This window comes from Herbaspirillum frisingense, assembly GCF_047325095.1.
Classification (GTDB): domain Bacteria; phylum Pseudomonadota; class Gammaproteobacteria; order Burkholderiales; family Burkholderiaceae_D; genus Herbaspirillum; species Herbaspirillum frisingense.
The window spans coordinates 1,589,762-1,606,223 of sequence record NZ_CP168558.1 but is presented as its reverse complement, the minus strand read 5'-3'; the positions used below and the strand labels follow the sequence as shown (position 1 = coordinate 1,606,223).

General features: G+C 51.4%; 21 protein-coding genes and 1 tRNA gene. 10 read left to right on the top strand and 12 right to left on the bottom strand.

Features of this window, described 5'->3' with window-relative positions; all coding sequences use genetic code 11:
* The first annotated feature begins 151 nt into the window (after positions 1–151).
* From ACEOAC_RS07420 to ACEOAC_RS07405, 4 genes are all read left to right on the top strand, one after another.
* Complete coding sequence (locus ACEOAC_RS07420) at positions 152–460, top strand: helix-turn-helix transcriptional regulator (RefSeq protein WP_413443673.1); 309 nt, start codon at positions 152–154, stop codon at positions 458–460.
* Positions 457–1,413, top strand: coding sequence for a hypothetical protein (locus tag ACEOAC_RS07415; protein WP_413443674.1), 957 nt, complete (start codon positions 457–459; stop codon positions 1,411–1,413). Before ACEOAC_RS07420 ends, ACEOAC_RS07415 begins: the two co-directional genes overlap by 4 nt.
* 295 nt (positions 1,414–1,708) lie before the next feature.
* On the top strand, positions 1,709–2,026 hold the full coding sequence (locus tag ACEOAC_RS07410) for a hypothetical protein (protein WP_413443675.1): 318 nt from the start codon (positions 1,709–1,711) through the stop codon (positions 2,024–2,026).
* Positions 2,023–4,260 (top strand): DotA/TraY family protein, encoded by a 2,238-nt coding sequence (locus ACEOAC_RS07405; protein WP_413443676.1) that lies wholly within the window; start codon positions 2,023–2,025, stop codon positions 4,258–4,260. The genes ACEOAC_RS07410 and ACEOAC_RS07405 overlap by 4 nt, the downstream gene beginning before the upstream one ends.
* Positions 4,261–4,268: 8 nt before the next feature.
* Here ACEOAC_RS07405 and ACEOAC_RS07400 read toward each other — a convergent pair whose 3' ends face one another.
* Complete coding sequence (locus ACEOAC_RS07400) at positions 4,269–4,595, bottom strand: hypothetical protein (RefSeq protein ID WP_413443677.1); 327 nt, start codon at positions 4,593–4,595, stop codon at positions 4,269–4,271.
* Between the two features lie 118 nt (positions 4,596–4,713).
* Here ACEOAC_RS07400 and ACEOAC_RS07395 point away from each other — a divergent pair, with 118 nt between their 5' ends.
* Complete coding sequence (locus tag ACEOAC_RS07395) at positions 4,714–5,784, top strand: site-specific integrase (protein WP_413443678.1); 1,071 nt, start codon at positions 4,714–4,716, stop codon at positions 5,782–5,784.
* 1 nt (position 5,785) lies between these two features.
* On the opposite strand, the gene ACEOAC_RS07390 is transcribed toward ACEOAC_RS07395, so the two are convergent.
* Positions 5,786–5,959: a hypothetical protein gene (locus ACEOAC_RS07390; protein WP_413443679.1), complete on the bottom strand. Its 174-nt coding sequence runs from the start codon at positions 5,957–5,959 to the stop codon at positions 5,786–5,788.
* A gap of 590 nt (positions 5,960–6,549) precedes the next feature.
* Here ACEOAC_RS07390 and ACEOAC_RS07385 point away from each other — a divergent pair.
* Genes ACEOAC_RS07385 through ACEOAC_RS07365 form a run of 5 tightly spaced genes read left to right on the top strand, consistent with a single transcriptional unit; the run spans position 6,550 to position 9,683 of the window.
* Complete coding sequence (locus ACEOAC_RS07385; protein WP_413443680.1) at positions 6,550–6,822, top strand: hypothetical protein; 273 nt, start codon at positions 6,550–6,552, stop codon at positions 6,820–6,822.
* On the top strand, positions 6,819–7,184 hold the full coding sequence (locus tag ACEOAC_RS07380; protein ID WP_413443681.1) for a helix-turn-helix domain-containing protein: 366 nt from the start codon (positions 6,819–6,821) through the stop codon (positions 7,182–7,184). The genes ACEOAC_RS07385 and ACEOAC_RS07380 overlap by 4 nt, the downstream gene beginning before the upstream one ends.
* Positions 7,185–7,234: 50 nt before the next feature.
* Positions 7,235–8,230 (top strand): ImmA/IrrE family metallo-endopeptidase, encoded by a 996-nt coding sequence (locus tag ACEOAC_RS07375; protein WP_413443682.1) that lies wholly within the window; start codon positions 7,235–7,237, stop codon positions 8,228–8,230.
* Positions 8,227–8,865: a C1 family peptidase gene (locus ACEOAC_RS07370; protein WP_413443683.1), complete on the top strand. Its 639-nt coding sequence runs from the start codon at positions 8,227–8,229 to the stop codon at positions 8,863–8,865. Before ACEOAC_RS07375 ends, ACEOAC_RS07370 begins: the two co-directional genes overlap by 4 nt.
* A 2-nt stretch (positions 8,866–8,867) precedes the next feature.
* Positions 8,868–9,683 carry a hypothetical protein gene (locus ACEOAC_RS07365; RefSeq protein ID WP_413443684.1) on the top strand — a complete coding sequence of 272 codons (816 nt, stop codon included), beginning with the start codon at positions 8,868–8,870 and terminating at the stop codon, positions 9,681–9,683.
* 9 nt (positions 9,684–9,692) lie between these two features.
* On the opposite strand, the gene ACEOAC_RS07360 is transcribed toward ACEOAC_RS07365, so the two are convergent.
* The 10 genes from ACEOAC_RS07360 to rnhA form a co-directional block, all read right to left on the bottom strand.
* Positions 9,693–10,361: a uracil-DNA glycosylase gene (locus ACEOAC_RS07360; protein WP_413443685.1), complete on the bottom strand. Its 669-nt coding sequence runs from the start codon at positions 10,359–10,361 to the stop codon at positions 9,693–9,695.
* On the bottom strand, positions 10,358–11,557 hold the full coding sequence (locus ACEOAC_RS07355; protein WP_413443686.1) for a nucleoside triphosphate pyrophosphohydrolase family protein: 1,200 nt from the start codon (positions 11,555–11,557) through the stop codon (positions 10,358–10,360). The genes ACEOAC_RS07360 and ACEOAC_RS07355 overlap by 4 nt, the downstream gene beginning before the upstream one ends.
* 25 nt (positions 11,558–11,582) lie before the next feature.
* Complete coding sequence (locus tag ACEOAC_RS07350; protein ID WP_413443687.1) at positions 11,583–11,876, bottom strand: DUF4031 domain-containing protein; 294 nt, start codon at positions 11,874–11,876, stop codon at positions 11,583–11,585.
* Between the two features lie 127 nt (positions 11,877–12,003).
* Positions 12,004–12,417 (bottom strand): hypothetical protein, encoded by a 414-nt coding sequence (locus ACEOAC_RS07345; protein ID WP_413443688.1) that lies wholly within the window; start codon positions 12,415–12,417, stop codon positions 12,004–12,006.
* 274 nt (positions 12,418–12,691) lie between these two features.
* The gene (locus tag ACEOAC_RS07340; RefSeq protein WP_413443689.1) at positions 12,692–13,189 is read right to left on the bottom strand and encodes a hypothetical protein; all 498 of its coding nucleotides are present in this window, start codon (positions 13,187–13,189) and stop codon (positions 12,692–12,694) included.
* 250 nt (positions 13,190–13,439) lie between these two features.
* Positions 13,440–13,715: a hypothetical protein gene (locus tag ACEOAC_RS07335; protein ID WP_413443690.1), complete on the bottom strand. Its 276-nt coding sequence runs from the start codon at positions 13,713–13,715 to the stop codon at positions 13,440–13,442.
* A gap of 108 nt (positions 13,716–13,823) precedes the next feature.
* Positions 13,824–14,840, bottom strand: coding sequence for a site-specific integrase (locus ACEOAC_RS07330; RefSeq protein WP_413443691.1), 1,017 nt, complete (start codon positions 14,838–14,840; stop codon positions 13,824–13,826).
* 135 nt (positions 14,841–14,975) lie between these two features.
* A tRNA-Val gene (locus ACEOAC_RS07325) sits at positions 14,976–15,050 on the bottom strand.
* A 157-nt stretch (positions 15,051–15,207) separates the two neighbouring features.
* Positions 15,208–15,942 carry a DNA polymerase III subunit epsilon gene (gene dnaQ / locus ACEOAC_RS07320; RefSeq protein WP_234294288.1) on the bottom strand — a complete coding sequence of 245 codons (735 nt, stop codon included), beginning with the start codon at positions 15,940–15,942 and terminating at the stop codon, positions 15,208–15,210.
* A 59-nt stretch (positions 15,943–16,001) separates the two neighbouring features.
* Positions 16,002–16,436, bottom strand: a complete 435-nt coding sequence (gene rnhA, locus ACEOAC_RS07315; RefSeq protein ID WP_077238367.1) for a ribonuclease HI — start codon at positions 16,434–16,436, stop codon at positions 16,002–16,004.
* Positions 16,437–16,462 lie beyond the last annotated feature (26 nt).

Genomic DNA, 16,462 nt, shown 5'->3' with positions numbered 1-16,462 from the left:
CGTGCGCTGCATTGAGCCGCATTCTGCGTTCATCTCATTGATGATCGATCATAGCTCAACCTAGCTCTTTTAAGCTGCGGTAATTTAGTGTTCTGTGCTTTTTCTCAGCCCTAACGGATATTGGAGACGTGAATTTCCATAGGAGAGAGTGATGGCGAGAGATTGGGCGCTGGTAGCAAAACTGGCAAAACTGCCAGATGACACTTTGGTCGGAGTGGAAGAAGTAGCCGCTTTAACAGGCTTTGCGCCCTCCACCATCCGCTCGAAGCGGCTTGAGGGACTTACACCTATCAAGCAGTCAAGATATTTGCGATGGCGCTTAGGGCAGATTCGCAATTGGGGCAATCCGGAAAAGGTTGAGGATGGTTTGTCGGCTCCGCAGAAAGAAGTCGGACAACCAAAGCGCAAAGCCGGACACCCCCGCCTGCCAGCCAATAATACGATCTTGTTCTCGCGATGAGTGAAGCACTGATCTCACGGCTGCTGGCGGAGTTACTTGGCAATAGAGAAATTATCGCGTATCCGCCCGCTATCGCGCGTGCCATTGGCTGTGCCGAAGCGACCTTGTTTTTGGCTCAAGGACTCCATTGGCAGTCCAAAATCGGCCAGGATGCGTGGTTTTACAAGCTTCGCGACGCGGAACGAACAGCTTCTGGCGTCATGCTCCCCCCATCAGGGCCTGACAAACAAAGCTGGGAATGGGAAGTCGGCCTATCTCGCGCAAAACAAGAATCCGCGCGCAAAAAACTCAAGGCGCTCGGATTATTGGAAGAGAAACTTTCCGGTGTCCCGGCGAAACTCTACTATCGCATTCCTCTTGAGCGGGTCACGAATTTCCTTCTCTCGCAGTTGGATGGAAATTCGCCAACTGGATGGGGAGCTCCTAACCAACAAGTCGGCGAGGCAGTTCCTGGCAAGCTAGGCCATTACACCCCATCTTTAACAAAGACTACATCAGAGATCACTTCAAAGACCACCACTACACACAAACGCGCTTCGCGCGGTAGTAGTGTTTTTTCTATTTCGGCAAATCTCGAAATCGAAACCTGCATCCAAGACCATCGACCAATCATAGATGTTGTGTTGCGCCGAATAGAATCCCCTACCTCGCAACAGGATATCGTCGACGAATTTGCTGGTGTCACTGAAGCCGCTCGCCAGGGGAAAAAACCAGAGATTGTTTCCCCGCGAAGGTGGCTAGAGGCAATTGTTCAGAGGTACCTGAGCGGAGAGTTCACCATCGATCTCGGTATGGGGATCCAAAAGCGTCGGGCAAATCGAAACAAATCTCAAGATCCAGCACTCCCGATTGCATCATCACCTACCGAGCGAAAAGTAGCGCAACAAAAGATGCAAGAGCTACGTGCCTTCATGAGCACAAGACCCGCCTACAACCATTCAAACAAGGGCTAGTAATGAATCGTCACCTTTTCAAATCGTACGCAATGTGCGTAGGCTGCTATCTCCAGGCACTTTTAGCCGTTGCGCCATGCATTGCTGGAGAACTGCAAAATAATGCTCCGTCCCGTGCTCAAGTTGAATGTGAAAAAGCAGCACGCGAAAGCCAGCAATGTGGACCAAACTATCCATGCGCAGAAAGCAAAATAAAAGACGCGGAGCGTTCTTGCATTCAATGGATTCGTGAAAATGCACCTAAACCCATCGACGCGGTTTCGAGGAGTGGCTTCCCGTCGGGAGGAGGCAAGCAATGAGTTATTTCTTGAAAATTCTTCGCCGAGGATACGTTATTTGGAACAGCTGCACGTTTGAAGTACTTACCTATAAGGCCTGGGCATATTTATTGTTATTTACCGGTATGGTTATGCCGTTTGGTCAGCATCGATGGTGTCTCAAGAGAGTGTTCGCCCAATGGGGGACCGGCTGGGTTTTATTCCCGGCGTGTGCAACGATAGCTCTTTTTTCCTACTATCAGTTCGGTAATAAATGGGCGATCTTCCCGTACTGGATCCTCTGGATCATTGATGCACTTTTTATCCCATCCCTGACGCTTCGGGGTGAGAAATGAAACGTCTCCTCACGGCATTCGCAATCTACACTCTGGCTAGTTCTGCCCTGGCAGGCCCAGATAGCGGAACAATCGCTCAATTCACGCCTCCTCCCGGCGATACTTCGGTCGATTTCCTTCGAGAGGTGTTCGGCGATATCGTCGGGCTGATCTCATCCGGCGGCAAAGCATCGGCCGCGCCGACTGATACGGTGCTCGGATCCATGATGGCGATCTTCAACACCGCCGTGCTGTTTGTCGGCATGCTCTTCGTCGGCTACACGACCGTCAAGGGAACGGTCGACTCGGCGCACGATGGCGAGCTGCTCGGCAGGAAGATGTCATCGATCTGGATTCCTCTTCGCACCGTTGGCGGTACGGCGCTGCTTCTTCCACTCAGCTCAGGCTTTTCGCTGATCCAGATCGGCATCCTATGGCTCGCCCTGCAGGGCGTCGGTATCGCGGACAAGATGTGGAACGCCGCCATTGAGCAGATGAGCCGGGACAACATGATCTCCCGGCCGATGATTCCAGACTCCCGACCGCTGGCAGCAAACATTCTGCGGTTCGAGGTCTGCGCCGCAGCGATGAATAAGCAATATAGCGAGTCCGGCCGCTCCACGCGCATCGAGCCTGCAACATCGCAGCAGGTCATGATGAATTCTGGCGAGCTACTCAACTACGACGTGTTCGATCTGGCCCCGCCGGTTGCGATGTACACGACGGCAAAGAACGTCTCCAATGCGACTTACAGCGTCACCAAGTACACCTGGAACGCTAACGACAACAGCTACATCAACAAGAACGTGTGCGGTGGCGTCTCCTGGAAGCAGTCTTATGAGGCCTCCGAGGGCAACAGCAACACCAAGGTCCTGAAAGAGCCAATTCTGGCAGCGCACGCCGCGGCGCTTCAGTCGATGATCAAGGAGCTGCAGCCTGTCGCAAATCAAATCGTGACTGGTTACAAGCCCACCGCCGGCACGATCGATACAGCCGCCAACAACTACGAAAACGCGCTGCGCACGGCGGCAAAAAACGCGGTCAACCAGACGAATGACCGGGCGCGATCCGACTTTCTGGCTGCGGCCAAAGATGGTGGCTGGATCTATGCCGGCACCTGGTACAACCACATCGTGAAAATGAACGATGTGATGCAATCCACCCTGAACGGCCTTCCGACATCGGACCCAATCGCGATCAATGACAAGGAAACACAGGATGTGCTCCAGTCTTACAAAGACGCAATGGCGGTCGCCGACGAATACGCCAAGCATCGTTCCGACAGCGTGCGCCAGGTCTACTACACCGAAACAGACGTGCGGCTGCCGCAGGCCGGCGAAGGTGCATGGGAGTATGTGCGCAAGCTGCTGTCCGCGCCCTTCATGGGCGGCATCAATCAGATGACACAGGAAATTGCAGGCTCCAACCTGAATCACATGAGCCAGATGAAGTCCTTCGGCGACACGATCGTAGGTATTGGTGAAGGATGTCTCGCTGCGATGGCCGGTGCGGCCGGTGTCGCAAATTCGGTAATCGCGAAGGGTACTGTCGGGCTCGCCTTCGATGTAGGGGCCGTACTGCAAGTCCTTTCTGGGGTAGTGACTACCTTGACCATCGCTTTGTTTTTCTTTGGGGTAGTTCTCTCCACTTACATCCCAATGATTCCGTTCATTACCTGGATGACTTCTATCGTCAATTGGTTCGTACTAGTTCTGGAATCCGTTATCGCTGGTCCGCTTTTCGCTGTTGCCCACGTACATCCTGACGGAGATGATGCAGTGGGAAAAGCTGGTCCCGGCTGGATGATGATTATGTCGTTAGTGATGAGACCTAGCCTGATGTTGTTTGGCCTGATCGGGTCGATGCTACTTACGCAGCCTGTCACCGGAATGATCAATGGTTCCTTTATGAGCGTGGTGGCAGGCGTCCAAACTGACTCAACCACAGGCATAGTATCTTTTATTGCGTTTATAACAATTTACGCAACACTCATGACCACCGTCGTTCATCTGGTCTTTTCGCTGATCCACTTCATTCCGGACAACATAATGCGATGGCTGGGTCAAGCTTCCGGAGTGCTGGCCGGGGCGGAACGTGCGAGCGAAGATACTCAGCATATCTTCGCGGGAGGCGTGAGAGAAGCACGCCACGGGCTTGGTGGTGCGGTAGGGGGGATCGGCACTCAGAGTCCAGAGAAAGGGCCTCAAACTCCACAGAAGGCGACTCCATCCAACAAGGATCTTCTCGGTGACTGAAGATTTATCTAGCGCCGAGGAGAGACTTGATTGGTGGCCTGGTTGTAGACGAAGCCTTTTTCTGCGAATGCCTTAGCGCGAGCATTGTTTAGAAATTTTTCGGCTTCGACCGTATTAAGCAACGGATGTGAAGGAGCGACTTGCCTCAACGCGTCTCGGAGAGCTTTTGCATATGCGACGGTCACGCTTCTCTCGACCTCTTCGTTCACGAGCTTTGATTCAAGCCGACCTGAAAATTCTTGCCATTGGCCCGCATTGTTTTGAGCTCGCTTTGCCGCCGCACTGGCAAGAGCGCTTCCTGCAGCCATACCATTTGAGTAATCACGATTGCTCATTTGATCTCCACACCAAATTTATGTCGTCACGATAGCAGTGGGGGCCCCTAAATTCAACATCAGTGCTCAACAACTCAAATGACATTCTCTGTCAGACAGAGAATGTGGGCACTGCCAGGTGCCCATCCGCTATCGCATCCTCTTTTTCGAGCAAAAAATGATAAATCCGCGCGCAAGAAAATTCCTATCTGACGACGTTGCCTCTCTCGTCGAGATCATAAAAAAAGAATCTGAAATCGATAAGATTTCTAATGCGACGAAGGCCAATTATGATGCCGAGATCCGCCGCACGATAGCAAAATTGGCAGCCCGAAAACAAGACCGGCCGGGCGATTTCTTTGCGGTTCTGTCAGAAACACAAAGTAAGGCGACTTATTACCGCCGTCTGGCGGCAACAAACTATTTCTTGCGATCCAGTATCGTAAAGCTTCTGAATAAGCTCGATGCAGCTTCTGCCGACAACGAAATCTTCGGAATTTGTAAATCGATCAACTTCATCGCCGAGCTAAAAATACTGATGACACAAAAGGCTGGGCTATGTGAAATAAAAGATCCTAAACCCCGAGTTTCCAAGCGAAATATGCTCGGCGGTCTCTCAAAGGATGGAGACTTTCGGGAAAAGCTGTATGAGCAATTTAAGAAAAGTAAATATCAACTAGCCTTCTTGGTCATGGCGGTCAGCGGCGCGAGGCCACAAGAACTGGAAAACGGTATTCACGTGCGCATGGACGGCCGCACCTTGGTCATAAAAATTGCTGGTAGCAAGGTGAAAGAAACGCAGGGACAAAAAGTTCGGGACATTGAGTATGAAATAGATAGCACTGTCTCCAGTTTTCTATTGTCGGAAATTGCGCGACTAATCGGCACGGATGCCTCCACCGGACTGATAGTGGCCGTTGACTCAAAGGTCAATTTCACCTCTGCTTTGCGAAGGGCAGGAAAAGCCATCTGGCCCAATAAACGGGACGTTACGCCCTACGTTCTCCGGCACGCAATTGCATCCCAGTGGAAGCAAAACCTCGATCCAGACGATGTTTCGGTCGCCTTAGGGCACTCTTCCAGTAAAACACGCACCCGCTACGGTCAAGCTCAGCTCATGAAAGGTGCCGGAAGTCTGGCACCGAACTCGGTACGGGGCTCTCGTGTTATACGAACAGTGCTTCGTTCAATATCTCCGCGTTACAAATAACTCACCATGTAGCTTTTTCAAGTGCCGCTGATCGCTCAAAATCTGGACTACCAAATTCCCGCCCAACTGGTCTGATATTCATCCAAGCGCGATCTTCGCCAGCAAAAACATATTGTTTCTTGAATGCCAAGTGACGAATATACAGGCGCTTATTGTGGGCTTGTTTCTTTCTCATTGCGTCGCCTCCAGGCTGAGTCACATTAGCCCTGATTAGCGGCCCATTTAGCTACGCAACCTTGGCGCGATCTTGCCTGCCGCCCCCGAAGAGAGTCACATTGCCTCACGCTCATTCCGCCATACAAGCGGGGTCACATTGCCTCGCCCTCACGCCGCCTTTCAAGCAGAGTCACATTGCCTCGCGCCCACACCGCCTATAGATGCCGATTTGGTCTACCTACAACAGTTCTTTGTACTTCTGGCTATCTAATTTTCCCGATCACGGAGCAAACTGGAAGGCTAGTAAGAAGATCTGGCTTGTTTATGACGTTACTAATAATCACTATAAAATACACATTTTTTAGATGCAGTATGCTTTAGGAGGGCAGAATCCTTATCTGTGATCAGAGCGGAGTATGGAGGCCAAAAGACAGCGGCATGCCACGATGCATGCGCCTACGCATTTCTCGAGCGATTTTCAGACTAGAGTTGCAAAAAAGACATTGCACGCAAGCAGTTGAAAAATTTCACTGTATATTTTGACAGTGGCGGTTAGGCGATGTACGATATTCGTACAGTCATCGTTTGATATCGTTACGGGGATGCAATATGTCATCAGTGGAAGCCAAATTACGCGCTCAGCTCGAAAATTTTTGGGATGAGCGAGCGCTGCCAGTTGGCCCGGAGGGGGCAAGCATCGTTGACGCCTTGGTAGCGCCAGTCGAGTCAATGACGGCTGTTGAAGTTTTAGTCGATATCGAAGAAATCGTCGGCAAAAAAATACCCAGCGCCGTTATCCAGGCCGGGGGCTACATGAGTCGCGATGAATTCGTCGAAAAGCTATCTGCGAAGGTCATTGAATACCTTGGGAGCAAGCCATGAGTCAAAACGACGAGGACATTGATCAAGTGCGCATCGACCTTGGACTACGCTTGAGGCAGGCGCGTGACTTTGTGGGCCTGTCTCAAGATGAAGTGGCGACTGCGCTCGGAGTATCACGGCCAGCAGTTACCAACATTGAAAGTGGGCAACGCAAGGTCGAAGCCATCGAATTGAATAGGCTTGCGATACTGTACGGCACAACAGTTGATTTTCTCTTAACGGGCCGAACAGAAACAGAAAATGGCCAGCTTGCATTTCTTGCGCGTGCAACCAAAGGGCTTTCGGATTCTGATCTGGACCAATTGATGCGATTTACGGATTACCTGCGGAACTCTTCGAAGACCACAAGACGGGGTAAATAATGGCGACCAGGAACAATCTACTCGATGCGGGGCGTCGAGCAGGAGACATCTTGCGAGAAACCAGGGCGAAAGAACGCATTGACGCAGGTTATACACGCGTTGACCCGCTAAAGATTGCGGAACTCTCTGGTGTAGCCGTCATGTTCCAACGGCTCGACCGATTACTTGGCGCCTATATCAATGAAGATCGGCCAGGCATCATTGTGAATGTGGATCGCCCCCCTGGACTAGTGCATATGACCTGCGCTCACGAATTAGGCCATCATTTTCTTAATCACGAAGCGACAAGCGATATTCAGATCGAATACAGCAATGGTGCTGCAACAGTCGAACAAGAAGCCGATCAATTCGCCTATTCCTTACTTGCTCCTACGTGGCTTCTCAACAATATTTTGCGGCGCAAAGGCTGGACAACAGGTTCTTTAAGCAACCCGTCGAATATCTACCAGCTCTCTTTGCGGCTCGGCGTTAGCTTTACGTCCATGGTCTGGACCTTGAATCGACTCAAAATCATCAGCAAACATGTTGCACACAATGTGATTAACCTGGCGCCTAAAGAACTCAAACTAGCACTTACTGGGACCGAGCTCGCCGTTAAAGGGCACGCAGATGTTTGGCTATTGGATTCAAGCGATCGCGATGTCATCCTCGAGCCGAGGGCCAACGATGTCTTCGTCCTCGAACTTGAAAATAATGCCGGAGCTGGTTATTGCTGGTCAGTCGATGAAATACGATCAGCTGGCTACCATGTCGAGGTTCCAAGCAATAAGGACGTCCGTACTGCCCCGGTAGATCAGAACTTTCCTCCTGATACGCTTGTTGGACGCCGCTCCTCCATGCGCTTCACAGTATCCCGTCCGGAAGATAAGGCCATTGAATATGGTACGCAGACCCCTTTCTCGATGATTGAACATCGCCGCTGGCAGCCATCGGCAGAGGGACAACATCGCTATAACTTTGCTGCTGAGTATGAGCAAATGTCGACCGGACTTACGTCCAGTGAAAAGTCGCAAAGAATCGAAGAAGCAAAGGCGATTGGCGCATGATCAACCCAATTGTTAATTTTTCGGCTGCGTGTGGAACAGCCAGAGATCAATTCGGCCGCGGTACCTGCCTAGCTTTCGCGTCTTCTGATTTCAATCAACATGCGAACGGGAGCAACGATGCGCTCAGCATCGATTACTTGGCGCACCATGCGGCAAAACAGATCAAAGGCTGGAAAGCAGGCGACGGTTTGACTATGTCTTCTGCAATAGGTGCTTTGCATGTTCCTGGCCAGCCACCCGAGGTCCAGTATGCATATGACCCGAATGATCACGCGCGGCCACTAGCGGTTGTCCCCACAGTTGCAGGGCCATTACTGACCAGTAAAGTGACCAAAAGACGCCTAAATCCAGCGCTTATTCATGACACTCTCAAAGCCGGAAAACTTGTTTGCCTTGCCCTGGCGTTGTCGGATAAATTTTTTTCCCCAAAGGGCGGCATTGTCGAATACGCGACAGATTACGTCCCAGATGCAGCTCACGCTGTCGTAGCCGTCGGTTTGGGCACCCATATAAGCACCAACGATCTACACGTCTTGATCCGTAACAGCTGGGGAGTTACTTGGGGCAATTCGGGCCATGCCTGGTTGCCCACACAGTACCTTGAAACACATCTCATTGACAGCTTTGCTCTCTAACCATGGCCAAACTCTTCGACCAAAACATCAGTAAACGTCTGGTTCCAATTTGGCACGCTGCGGCGGTTCATCTGCTCAATGCCGAACATAGAGAAGACTTCAATCTCGTACTCGAAATTGAAGACCCATTGTCAATGGCACCGGACGAATTGGAACGATTAAAGGTCGTTGACAGCCTGATGCGGGCAGGCACCGATTGCGGACTCACGCTAGACACCGTGGCGTCCACAATCTTTCCTCAGTCAATGTACAAACGTCACGGTCGCCCAGCAATGTACAAAAAAATTGAGGAGGCGCTTGATCGGGGGGGCAAAGTCGGAACCTGGGGTACTTACACAGAACGTATGATCTCCCGCCCCTCTTCAGATGGGATAAACCGCATAAATCCATTGGAAATTATGATCGAAAAACTGCGCGCCAACGTTGCTGCTCGCAGCAGCTATCGATCAACCTATGAATTAAATATTGCCGATCCTGAAGTGGACCTTATCCCTATCCCGGATGATGGACAAGATGGTGGCGATATCCCAACGTACAACCCAACCTTTGATGCTCGCCGCCCTTATGGAGGACCCTGCTTAAGCAACGTCAGTTTCAAACTAGTAGGTAAAAATTCCGTCAATCTTACGGCCGTTTATCGATCGCACCACTACTGCTCACGTGCTTTAGGAAATCTGATCGGCCTTGCTCGACTTCTTAACTTCGTCTCGATTGAAGCTGGCTTAACTCCTGGAAGCTTGACTTGTATCTCGACCTTCGCAACATTAGATACCAATAGCTGGGGAGGAGTAAGCAATGCGCGAAACGCACTCGCTTAACGTGTTCAATCAGAACAAGGCAGGCTGTCGATGATTGCCAGCATCAAGAACAATGTCATATAGCCGCTGGATTCCTGCGCGAAAATCTCTGACGCCTCCATAACTGGGGTGCCGAATGCATTCGACTTCAACCCCAAATTTCTCGGCATACTTAGCGGCATCCTGCCCAATACAGACAATACGGCGAATTTTCAGCCAACTGATTAGCTCTCGATTCAAAGCATCAACAGCGTTGAGTTCTCCCGCGGAAAAACGACGATTAGTCATCTCATCGCCCTCTTCATGAGGATGAAATGGGAAAACGTTCCACAGTAAAGGAGGCAGCTCAAGCTGACGTATCGCGGCCCAGATTTCGGTCGCGGTGCGCTCAGCTATAGCGGGCCCCAGCGTTGCGCGCACAGGCTTGCTTCCTGGATAGCACTCTTCCATCCAATGCAAGTTGGACTCATCTGTCAGCGCCAAACCGGTTCGACGTCCACCACGGTATCCCAAATCGCGGCCCATCCAAATGGTATCTGCACCGATGTTCTCGATCGACTGCAAATAGCCCGTCAGATTGGACCGACGTAATTTTGCGGCGCCTTTTCTATCATGCGTAACGCATTGATCCGCGTAAGGATTGAACACATTAGGCAAAGTAATGGCTGCAAGTTCTTTAATAAATTGCTGGGCGTTCATGATGTACCCCTTTCTGACTTCCGATAAGTAATAGTGCGCGTATTCATATCAACGGCCACAATACCGCCGCGGTGCTCTTGCAATTGGCGAAATATCTCAAACCCAGAGAGAATTGCCTTCTCCCATTGCCAGAGCGGACACTTATCGACCTCGAAACCGGAAACCATTGTATGCACTTGCTTCAGCAGGCCATATTCCAGCTTGCCTTCATTGACCTTTACGAAAAAGTCTTCTTTGTCGCGCGCGTAATTGAAAATCCAAGTAGCGATACCTTCTTCGATAATCATGGCTCGCGCCCCATCTTGATTCTCGTCGACTGAAGGATCGCTCTTTCGCTTCAGCTTCAAGAGCCCCCGTATAACGGGCGACCAACCAAGATGAGCAACGTAGGCGAGATGAAAAACATCGTGAAACCGGTAGTCATCTGCTTTGGCACGGTTATCAGTCAAAGGATCGCCGACATTCACTTTAAAAAGCTGCTGCACGACAAACTTCTTACCGCGTACGTCACGCTCAATGAATTCAATTTCGAATTTTCTAAGCAGCTTCTCGTGCTCAAGATAATCTTCGTCGAATAATGGGTGATAAGGTGCATCATCTAAGCGCCACCGTGACCGGATCTTGTCTAAATTCTGCTCTGCAATCTGTTCTAATCTCAATCCAAAACTTGCGGCCACAAGGCCCAGGTGCGCAAACAGTTCTCCAAATTGCTCCTCTGGATGTGGTGTTCCAATTTTCCCAGAAGACTCATCGAACACAGCAAACAGCATTCCAGTGTGCCTCGCGAGGTCATAGAGTAATTTCGCTGTTTTCTCTGGAATTTCCTTGGTTTGGTAAGCCAGCAACCCATCTATTTCGCTAAAAAGAAGGTCGCTATCAGAGCGCTTGGCAGCGCTTACATGTAGATGACGCTGCAGCGCAGCGATTGCTTGGACACCAATCTGCTGAAAATCAAAACCCGAGTGTCTGGCTAAAGTCGACAAATACCATAATGCATCGCCAATTTCTTCCTCGGCTATCTCCGCATTCGTTTGAGTAATCGTCTCTCGGCGTTGCTTCTTTACTGCAGCAAGCAACCCACCTACTTCACCATGAAAACCATAGCTCAGGTTTTGAATAGCCTGGGGATCTTGGGCAAACAAATCGGTCTTGCTAGCGATCGTTTCGTATTGCCGTAGAGAGAGTGCATTTTGCATGTTTGGAGACATCACGGATGCGCGGTTAAGCTGCGGTTGCGAACAGAGAAAGCTGCTCTATACTTGCCGCACTCTTCATGCGCCGAGCGCAAGCGATAAGTGTCTTTCTGTCCGCTAGATGAGCGCCCATGCTAAGCGCTTTTTCCCTGATAGAGAGAGTTACATCATAGTGTGGATAGACAGATGCACTCTGAAACCAACTACGTTTAAGCCCCAAGCGAGTTGCAAAAGCGTGCAATTCATCAGGTGTATCCGCCACCATATGACACCACAGCTTGCCGCGCCAGGCGATTTGTTCATCGTCTACGTAGACCGTCATGGTTTTATCCTGTTATCTGAGCCTAACGGCTCTATTTTTCTTATAACTATCTAATCTCACACGTCGCATATGGGCAGTTATACCTACAACGCATGCGATAAAGATGGAAGACAAGGCCTATATTTCATTAATCTTCCTCAATAATCTTTTCGTTCCCACCGACAACAAGATTGCCGTTTTCTGCCAGTCCAACTGAATTCAAATTCAGCTCGTACTGCTTGGGGCTATGCATCGGCATCAAGTGATCACTGACGGCCGCGAGAACTGGCCCTAATCCAATTACGACAGCGTCGTTAACGATCTCAATACTATCTTCTCGATATTCAACCGCAATCGGATCAAAGCTTAAGAGCAGTCTTGATGACTTCGAAACGCCCCGTGGGCGATTAATTGCTTCCGCGATCTGCGGGGCATATTCTGCAACTGCCTTACGCCGCATACCATAAAGGGTTTCTAGCCGACAGCAGACCGCGATAAGCAACATATCCAGCGCGGAGTAATTTGCTGCCACGCGCTCAGCATCCAACGTGAATTGATACATGGGCAATTCAGCCAACAATGCCCTCAGCTGGTGCCGGGTGTATCCAGTAACCTGACTCAGATCGTTTATTGTGATCGCGCGCCCCATCTGCGCATTCTAAACGCAGAACTGCGCGGTGCGTACGCGCATCTGCGTGCGTCGTACGCGCCGCAGCTATAATGCTGTATTTATATACAGTTGTATGTTGCGTTTATACCAGTGCGGCTCGGCAAAAGAGAATAGCTCACATTTAATTGTATTTAAAACAACTCCGACCTGACTGCAGCCCTATAAATTATTTACACCTCTTCATATCAATGGATGGCATGGTCGGTCGCTCTCTGAAAGCGTATAAGTTGGCTCTTGCGTCATAAAGGGCATGGTGCTCCGGAAGTTTATTTTTTTTATGGAACGAATAGCGAAGCAACTCGTTAATATTTCGTCCGATAAAGCGAGGTAAGCACCATTGCGGTACGCACGAATCCATGGCGTCAGCGAGCAGATCCCAGTCGGTTTGATAGTCAAAGCATATTTCCAGAAATTCAGCCTTCGATCGAACTAAACCGAACCAATCGATCACTTTCTCCTTTAGGTCCTTAACCTCACATTTCGAATTTGGCAGCATTCCCAACAGCGGGATCACAGCTTCGCGCACAAAGGAGCTGCAGGCAGCATCCGGATATGGCACCTCCGCATAAAATTCTTCACCCGATTCGGCCACCATTCCCAAGCTGATGAGATGACAATCAATAAAATCGGTGAATTCTGTATCAATGAATATCTTTAGTTTCATATGAAATGGCATTGATTAAGGCGATGTCACTACGAAAGACAGTCATACAGATTCCTACGAATCATTGCAGAACCATGGCACCTTCACACATAGAGGAAGTCATTCCTGGACCATGGCGCGGCTTCGCGCTTAGCGCGAAGTAATATCCGGTAGGAGCCAACAACGTTGGCTCCGTAGCCCGGTATTAAGCATGGTCCAGGCGCCCCCCCCCCCATAAACGTTCACCTTTATCCGAAGATGCTAATGGCATTTACATTGCATCAATCATGTTCGATGCAAAGAGCACAAGTGCGGCGCTTGCAACCGATGATGTTTCCAGAAAGAGGTGGGAGTAGACTTTGATGGCCTCGTGTAACCTGATTTGATCGTCGCACAGTACTGCCACATGATTGACCGCCGGACGAAGAATTTGAACCAGGTTAGAGAGCGCCGTCTCGTTACCTAAGAGATCGCCATCTACATCACATAAAACGTCTTCAATAACAATATCTCCGACGATCGACTTAGCTAAAATTTCGCTAGCCATGGACTTACCTCCTATATCGGTACGCATGGTTAGGGCCGGCCGCAGTGGCTGCTGTGGCCGACCCGGATTGGAGACGCAGACTGCGCCCCATAAACGTTCACCTTTGGGTTAATCAAGCTTTTTCGCCAAGTCCGAGGCACGCGGATGGTAGTACCTCTTCAACATGCCAAGATTTTTGTGACCAGTGACCGAGGAAAGCTCCAAAACGTTACTAAGCTTTTGGGCAAGACGGCTGGTAGCCTCATGCCGCAAATCGTGGAATCGCAAGTTCTCTAGGCCAGCCCGAATTGCAGCTCGGTTAAAACTTTTCTTTACGCTGTCTGCTGAAATTGGAAACACATGGCCTGACTCATGCTCTTGAAGCGCTTGGAGTATGGATACTGCCCGTGTTGACAGTGGCACGTCCCTAGTTTCTCCATTCTTGGAATCAACCAGATGGACGTAACGCTGCTCGATGTGGACATCTTTCCAGGTGAGACGGAGAATTTCGCTACGACGCATTGCTGTCTCGATCGCAAATACCACAAGAGAATGCATCCACCTATTGCGTGGGTCAGTCAGGCGGCTGCGAATGCCCGCCGGTGGAGTGACCAGAGCAGCAAGGAGTTTTTCTTCCTCCCCGGCGGTCAACCGCCGGGTCCGACCGCGACTTTCTGGGGGTCTTCTGATTGAGCTAATCGGATTCTCGATATGAATATCCTGCTCCCGTCTAGCCCAGTTGATCACGGCAGAGAGGAGAGCAAGGTCACGATTGGTGGTAGATCCTGAAACGGTCTGCAGTCGCTTATCGCGCCAGGCGGCCATTAGCTTGCCGCTGAGTGCCGCCATTTTGATCTCCGCGATCGGATCATCTCGAAGAATCGCTCCAAGCCGATATTGCTCACTCTCGGCCCCTTTTTTGCCAGGGGACACGTCGCGGAGGTAGCGCCGAATTATCTCACCCAGGGTTGTCTTTTCCGCTTCTGAGCGATCACGGAAAACGCCACGCTCCATCTCCGACTCGATATGAGTCGCCCAAGCGCGCGCTTCTGCTTTGCTGTCAAATGTGCGAGAACAGGTTGGGAATCCAGTTTTTCTGATTTGTACTTCCCAAGCTCCTGCCGCTCTCTGTCGAATTGTTGCCACGAATATCCCTTCACCACTGAACTGTGGCAATTTTGTGGCAAATCCCCCTGACTCCGACAGAACACTAAATTGCTCTGCTCCGCATATTCGACGCAAAAACGCGAAAAGCCCGCACAAGGCGGGCTTTTCTGAATTTGGTGGAAAGTGCAAGGTTTGAACTTGCGACCCCTGCAGTGTGAATGCAGTGCTCTACCACTGAGCTAACCTTCCGTACCTGACCGGCTTTTTACTGCAGCGCCAATCGAGAGACAAGATTATGCCAATCTTTTTCACGGTGCGCAAGCGCTTGGTAAATAATTCTTCATTTTTATCGCCATGCAAAATCCTGCGGGCAGTCCGGCCACATTCTTTGGCCAGATTCGCCTGTTCAGGCTGCTTCGGCGGCGGCCTCGGGTGGCGGCGGTTCGAAGCGCCAGACGCAACTGCCGCGGGCTTCCTTGTCCAGCTGGTTGAGCACATCTTCGTGCAGGCTCAGTTCGTCTTCGCTGGCGGCCAGCACGATCACCTCGGACAGCGGGGCCAGTTCCAGCTTGCCGTCACCGGCGCTGACTTCTTCCTCGGTGCCCAGGTCCATGGTCAGCGAGTTCTGGCCTCGCGTCATGGAGAGATAGACCTCGGCCAGCAGTTCCGCATCCAGCAAGGCGCCGTGCAGAACGCGGTGAGCGTTGGAAATGCCATAACGGTCACACAGCGCATCGAGCGAATTACGACGACCAGGGTGCAGCTCCTTGGCCATCTGCAGCGAGTCCACCACGTCGGCGATGTGCTCCTTGAAGGGCGGCAAGCCCAGCAGGGCCAGTTCGGCATCCAGGAAGCCGACGTCGAAGGGAGCGTTGTGGATGATGATCTGGGCACCGCGCACGTAGTCCAGGAACTCGGCGGCGATCTGCTTGAAGGTCGGCTTGTCGGCCAGGAATTCGGTGGTCAGGCCGTGGACGGCCAGCGCACCTTCTTCGGAGTCACGCTCGGGGTTGATGTAGAAGTGCAGGTTCTTGCCCGACAACTGACGGTTGAGCACTTCCACGCAACCGATTTCCAGGATGCGGTTGCCGTTGCGCGGCGAAAGGCCCGTGGTTTCGGTATCGAGAATGATCTGACGCATGCTTGCTCCTGCTGGTGTTGATGCTGATACGAGTGTACTGAAAATCGAAGGAGGGTCGCCTACCGGATGCTGTCCACACCGCGGTTGGCCAGCTGGTCGGCGCGCTCATTGCCGGCGTGGCCGTTGTGGCCGCGTACCCAGCGCCATTCCACCTGGTGCTGCTGCTGGGCGGCGTCCAGCGCCTGCCACAGGTCGGCGTTCTTGACCGGTTCCTTGCTGGCGGTCTTCCAGCCGCGTGCCTTCCAGCCGTGGATCCATTCACTGATACCCTTCTGCACGTACTGGCTGTCGGTATGCACCACGACTTCGCAGGGGCGCTTCAGGGCATTGAGCGCCTGGATCACCGCCATCAGCTCCATGCGGTTATTGGTGGTGTTGGGCTCGCCACCAAAGATTTCCTTCTCCTGTCCACCAGCCACCAGCAACGCGCCCCAGCCGCCACGACCAGGATTGCCCTTGCAGGCGCCATCGGAATAAATCTCTACTTTGTCCATGCTCTTCCATCTATTTGCTCGGGTGG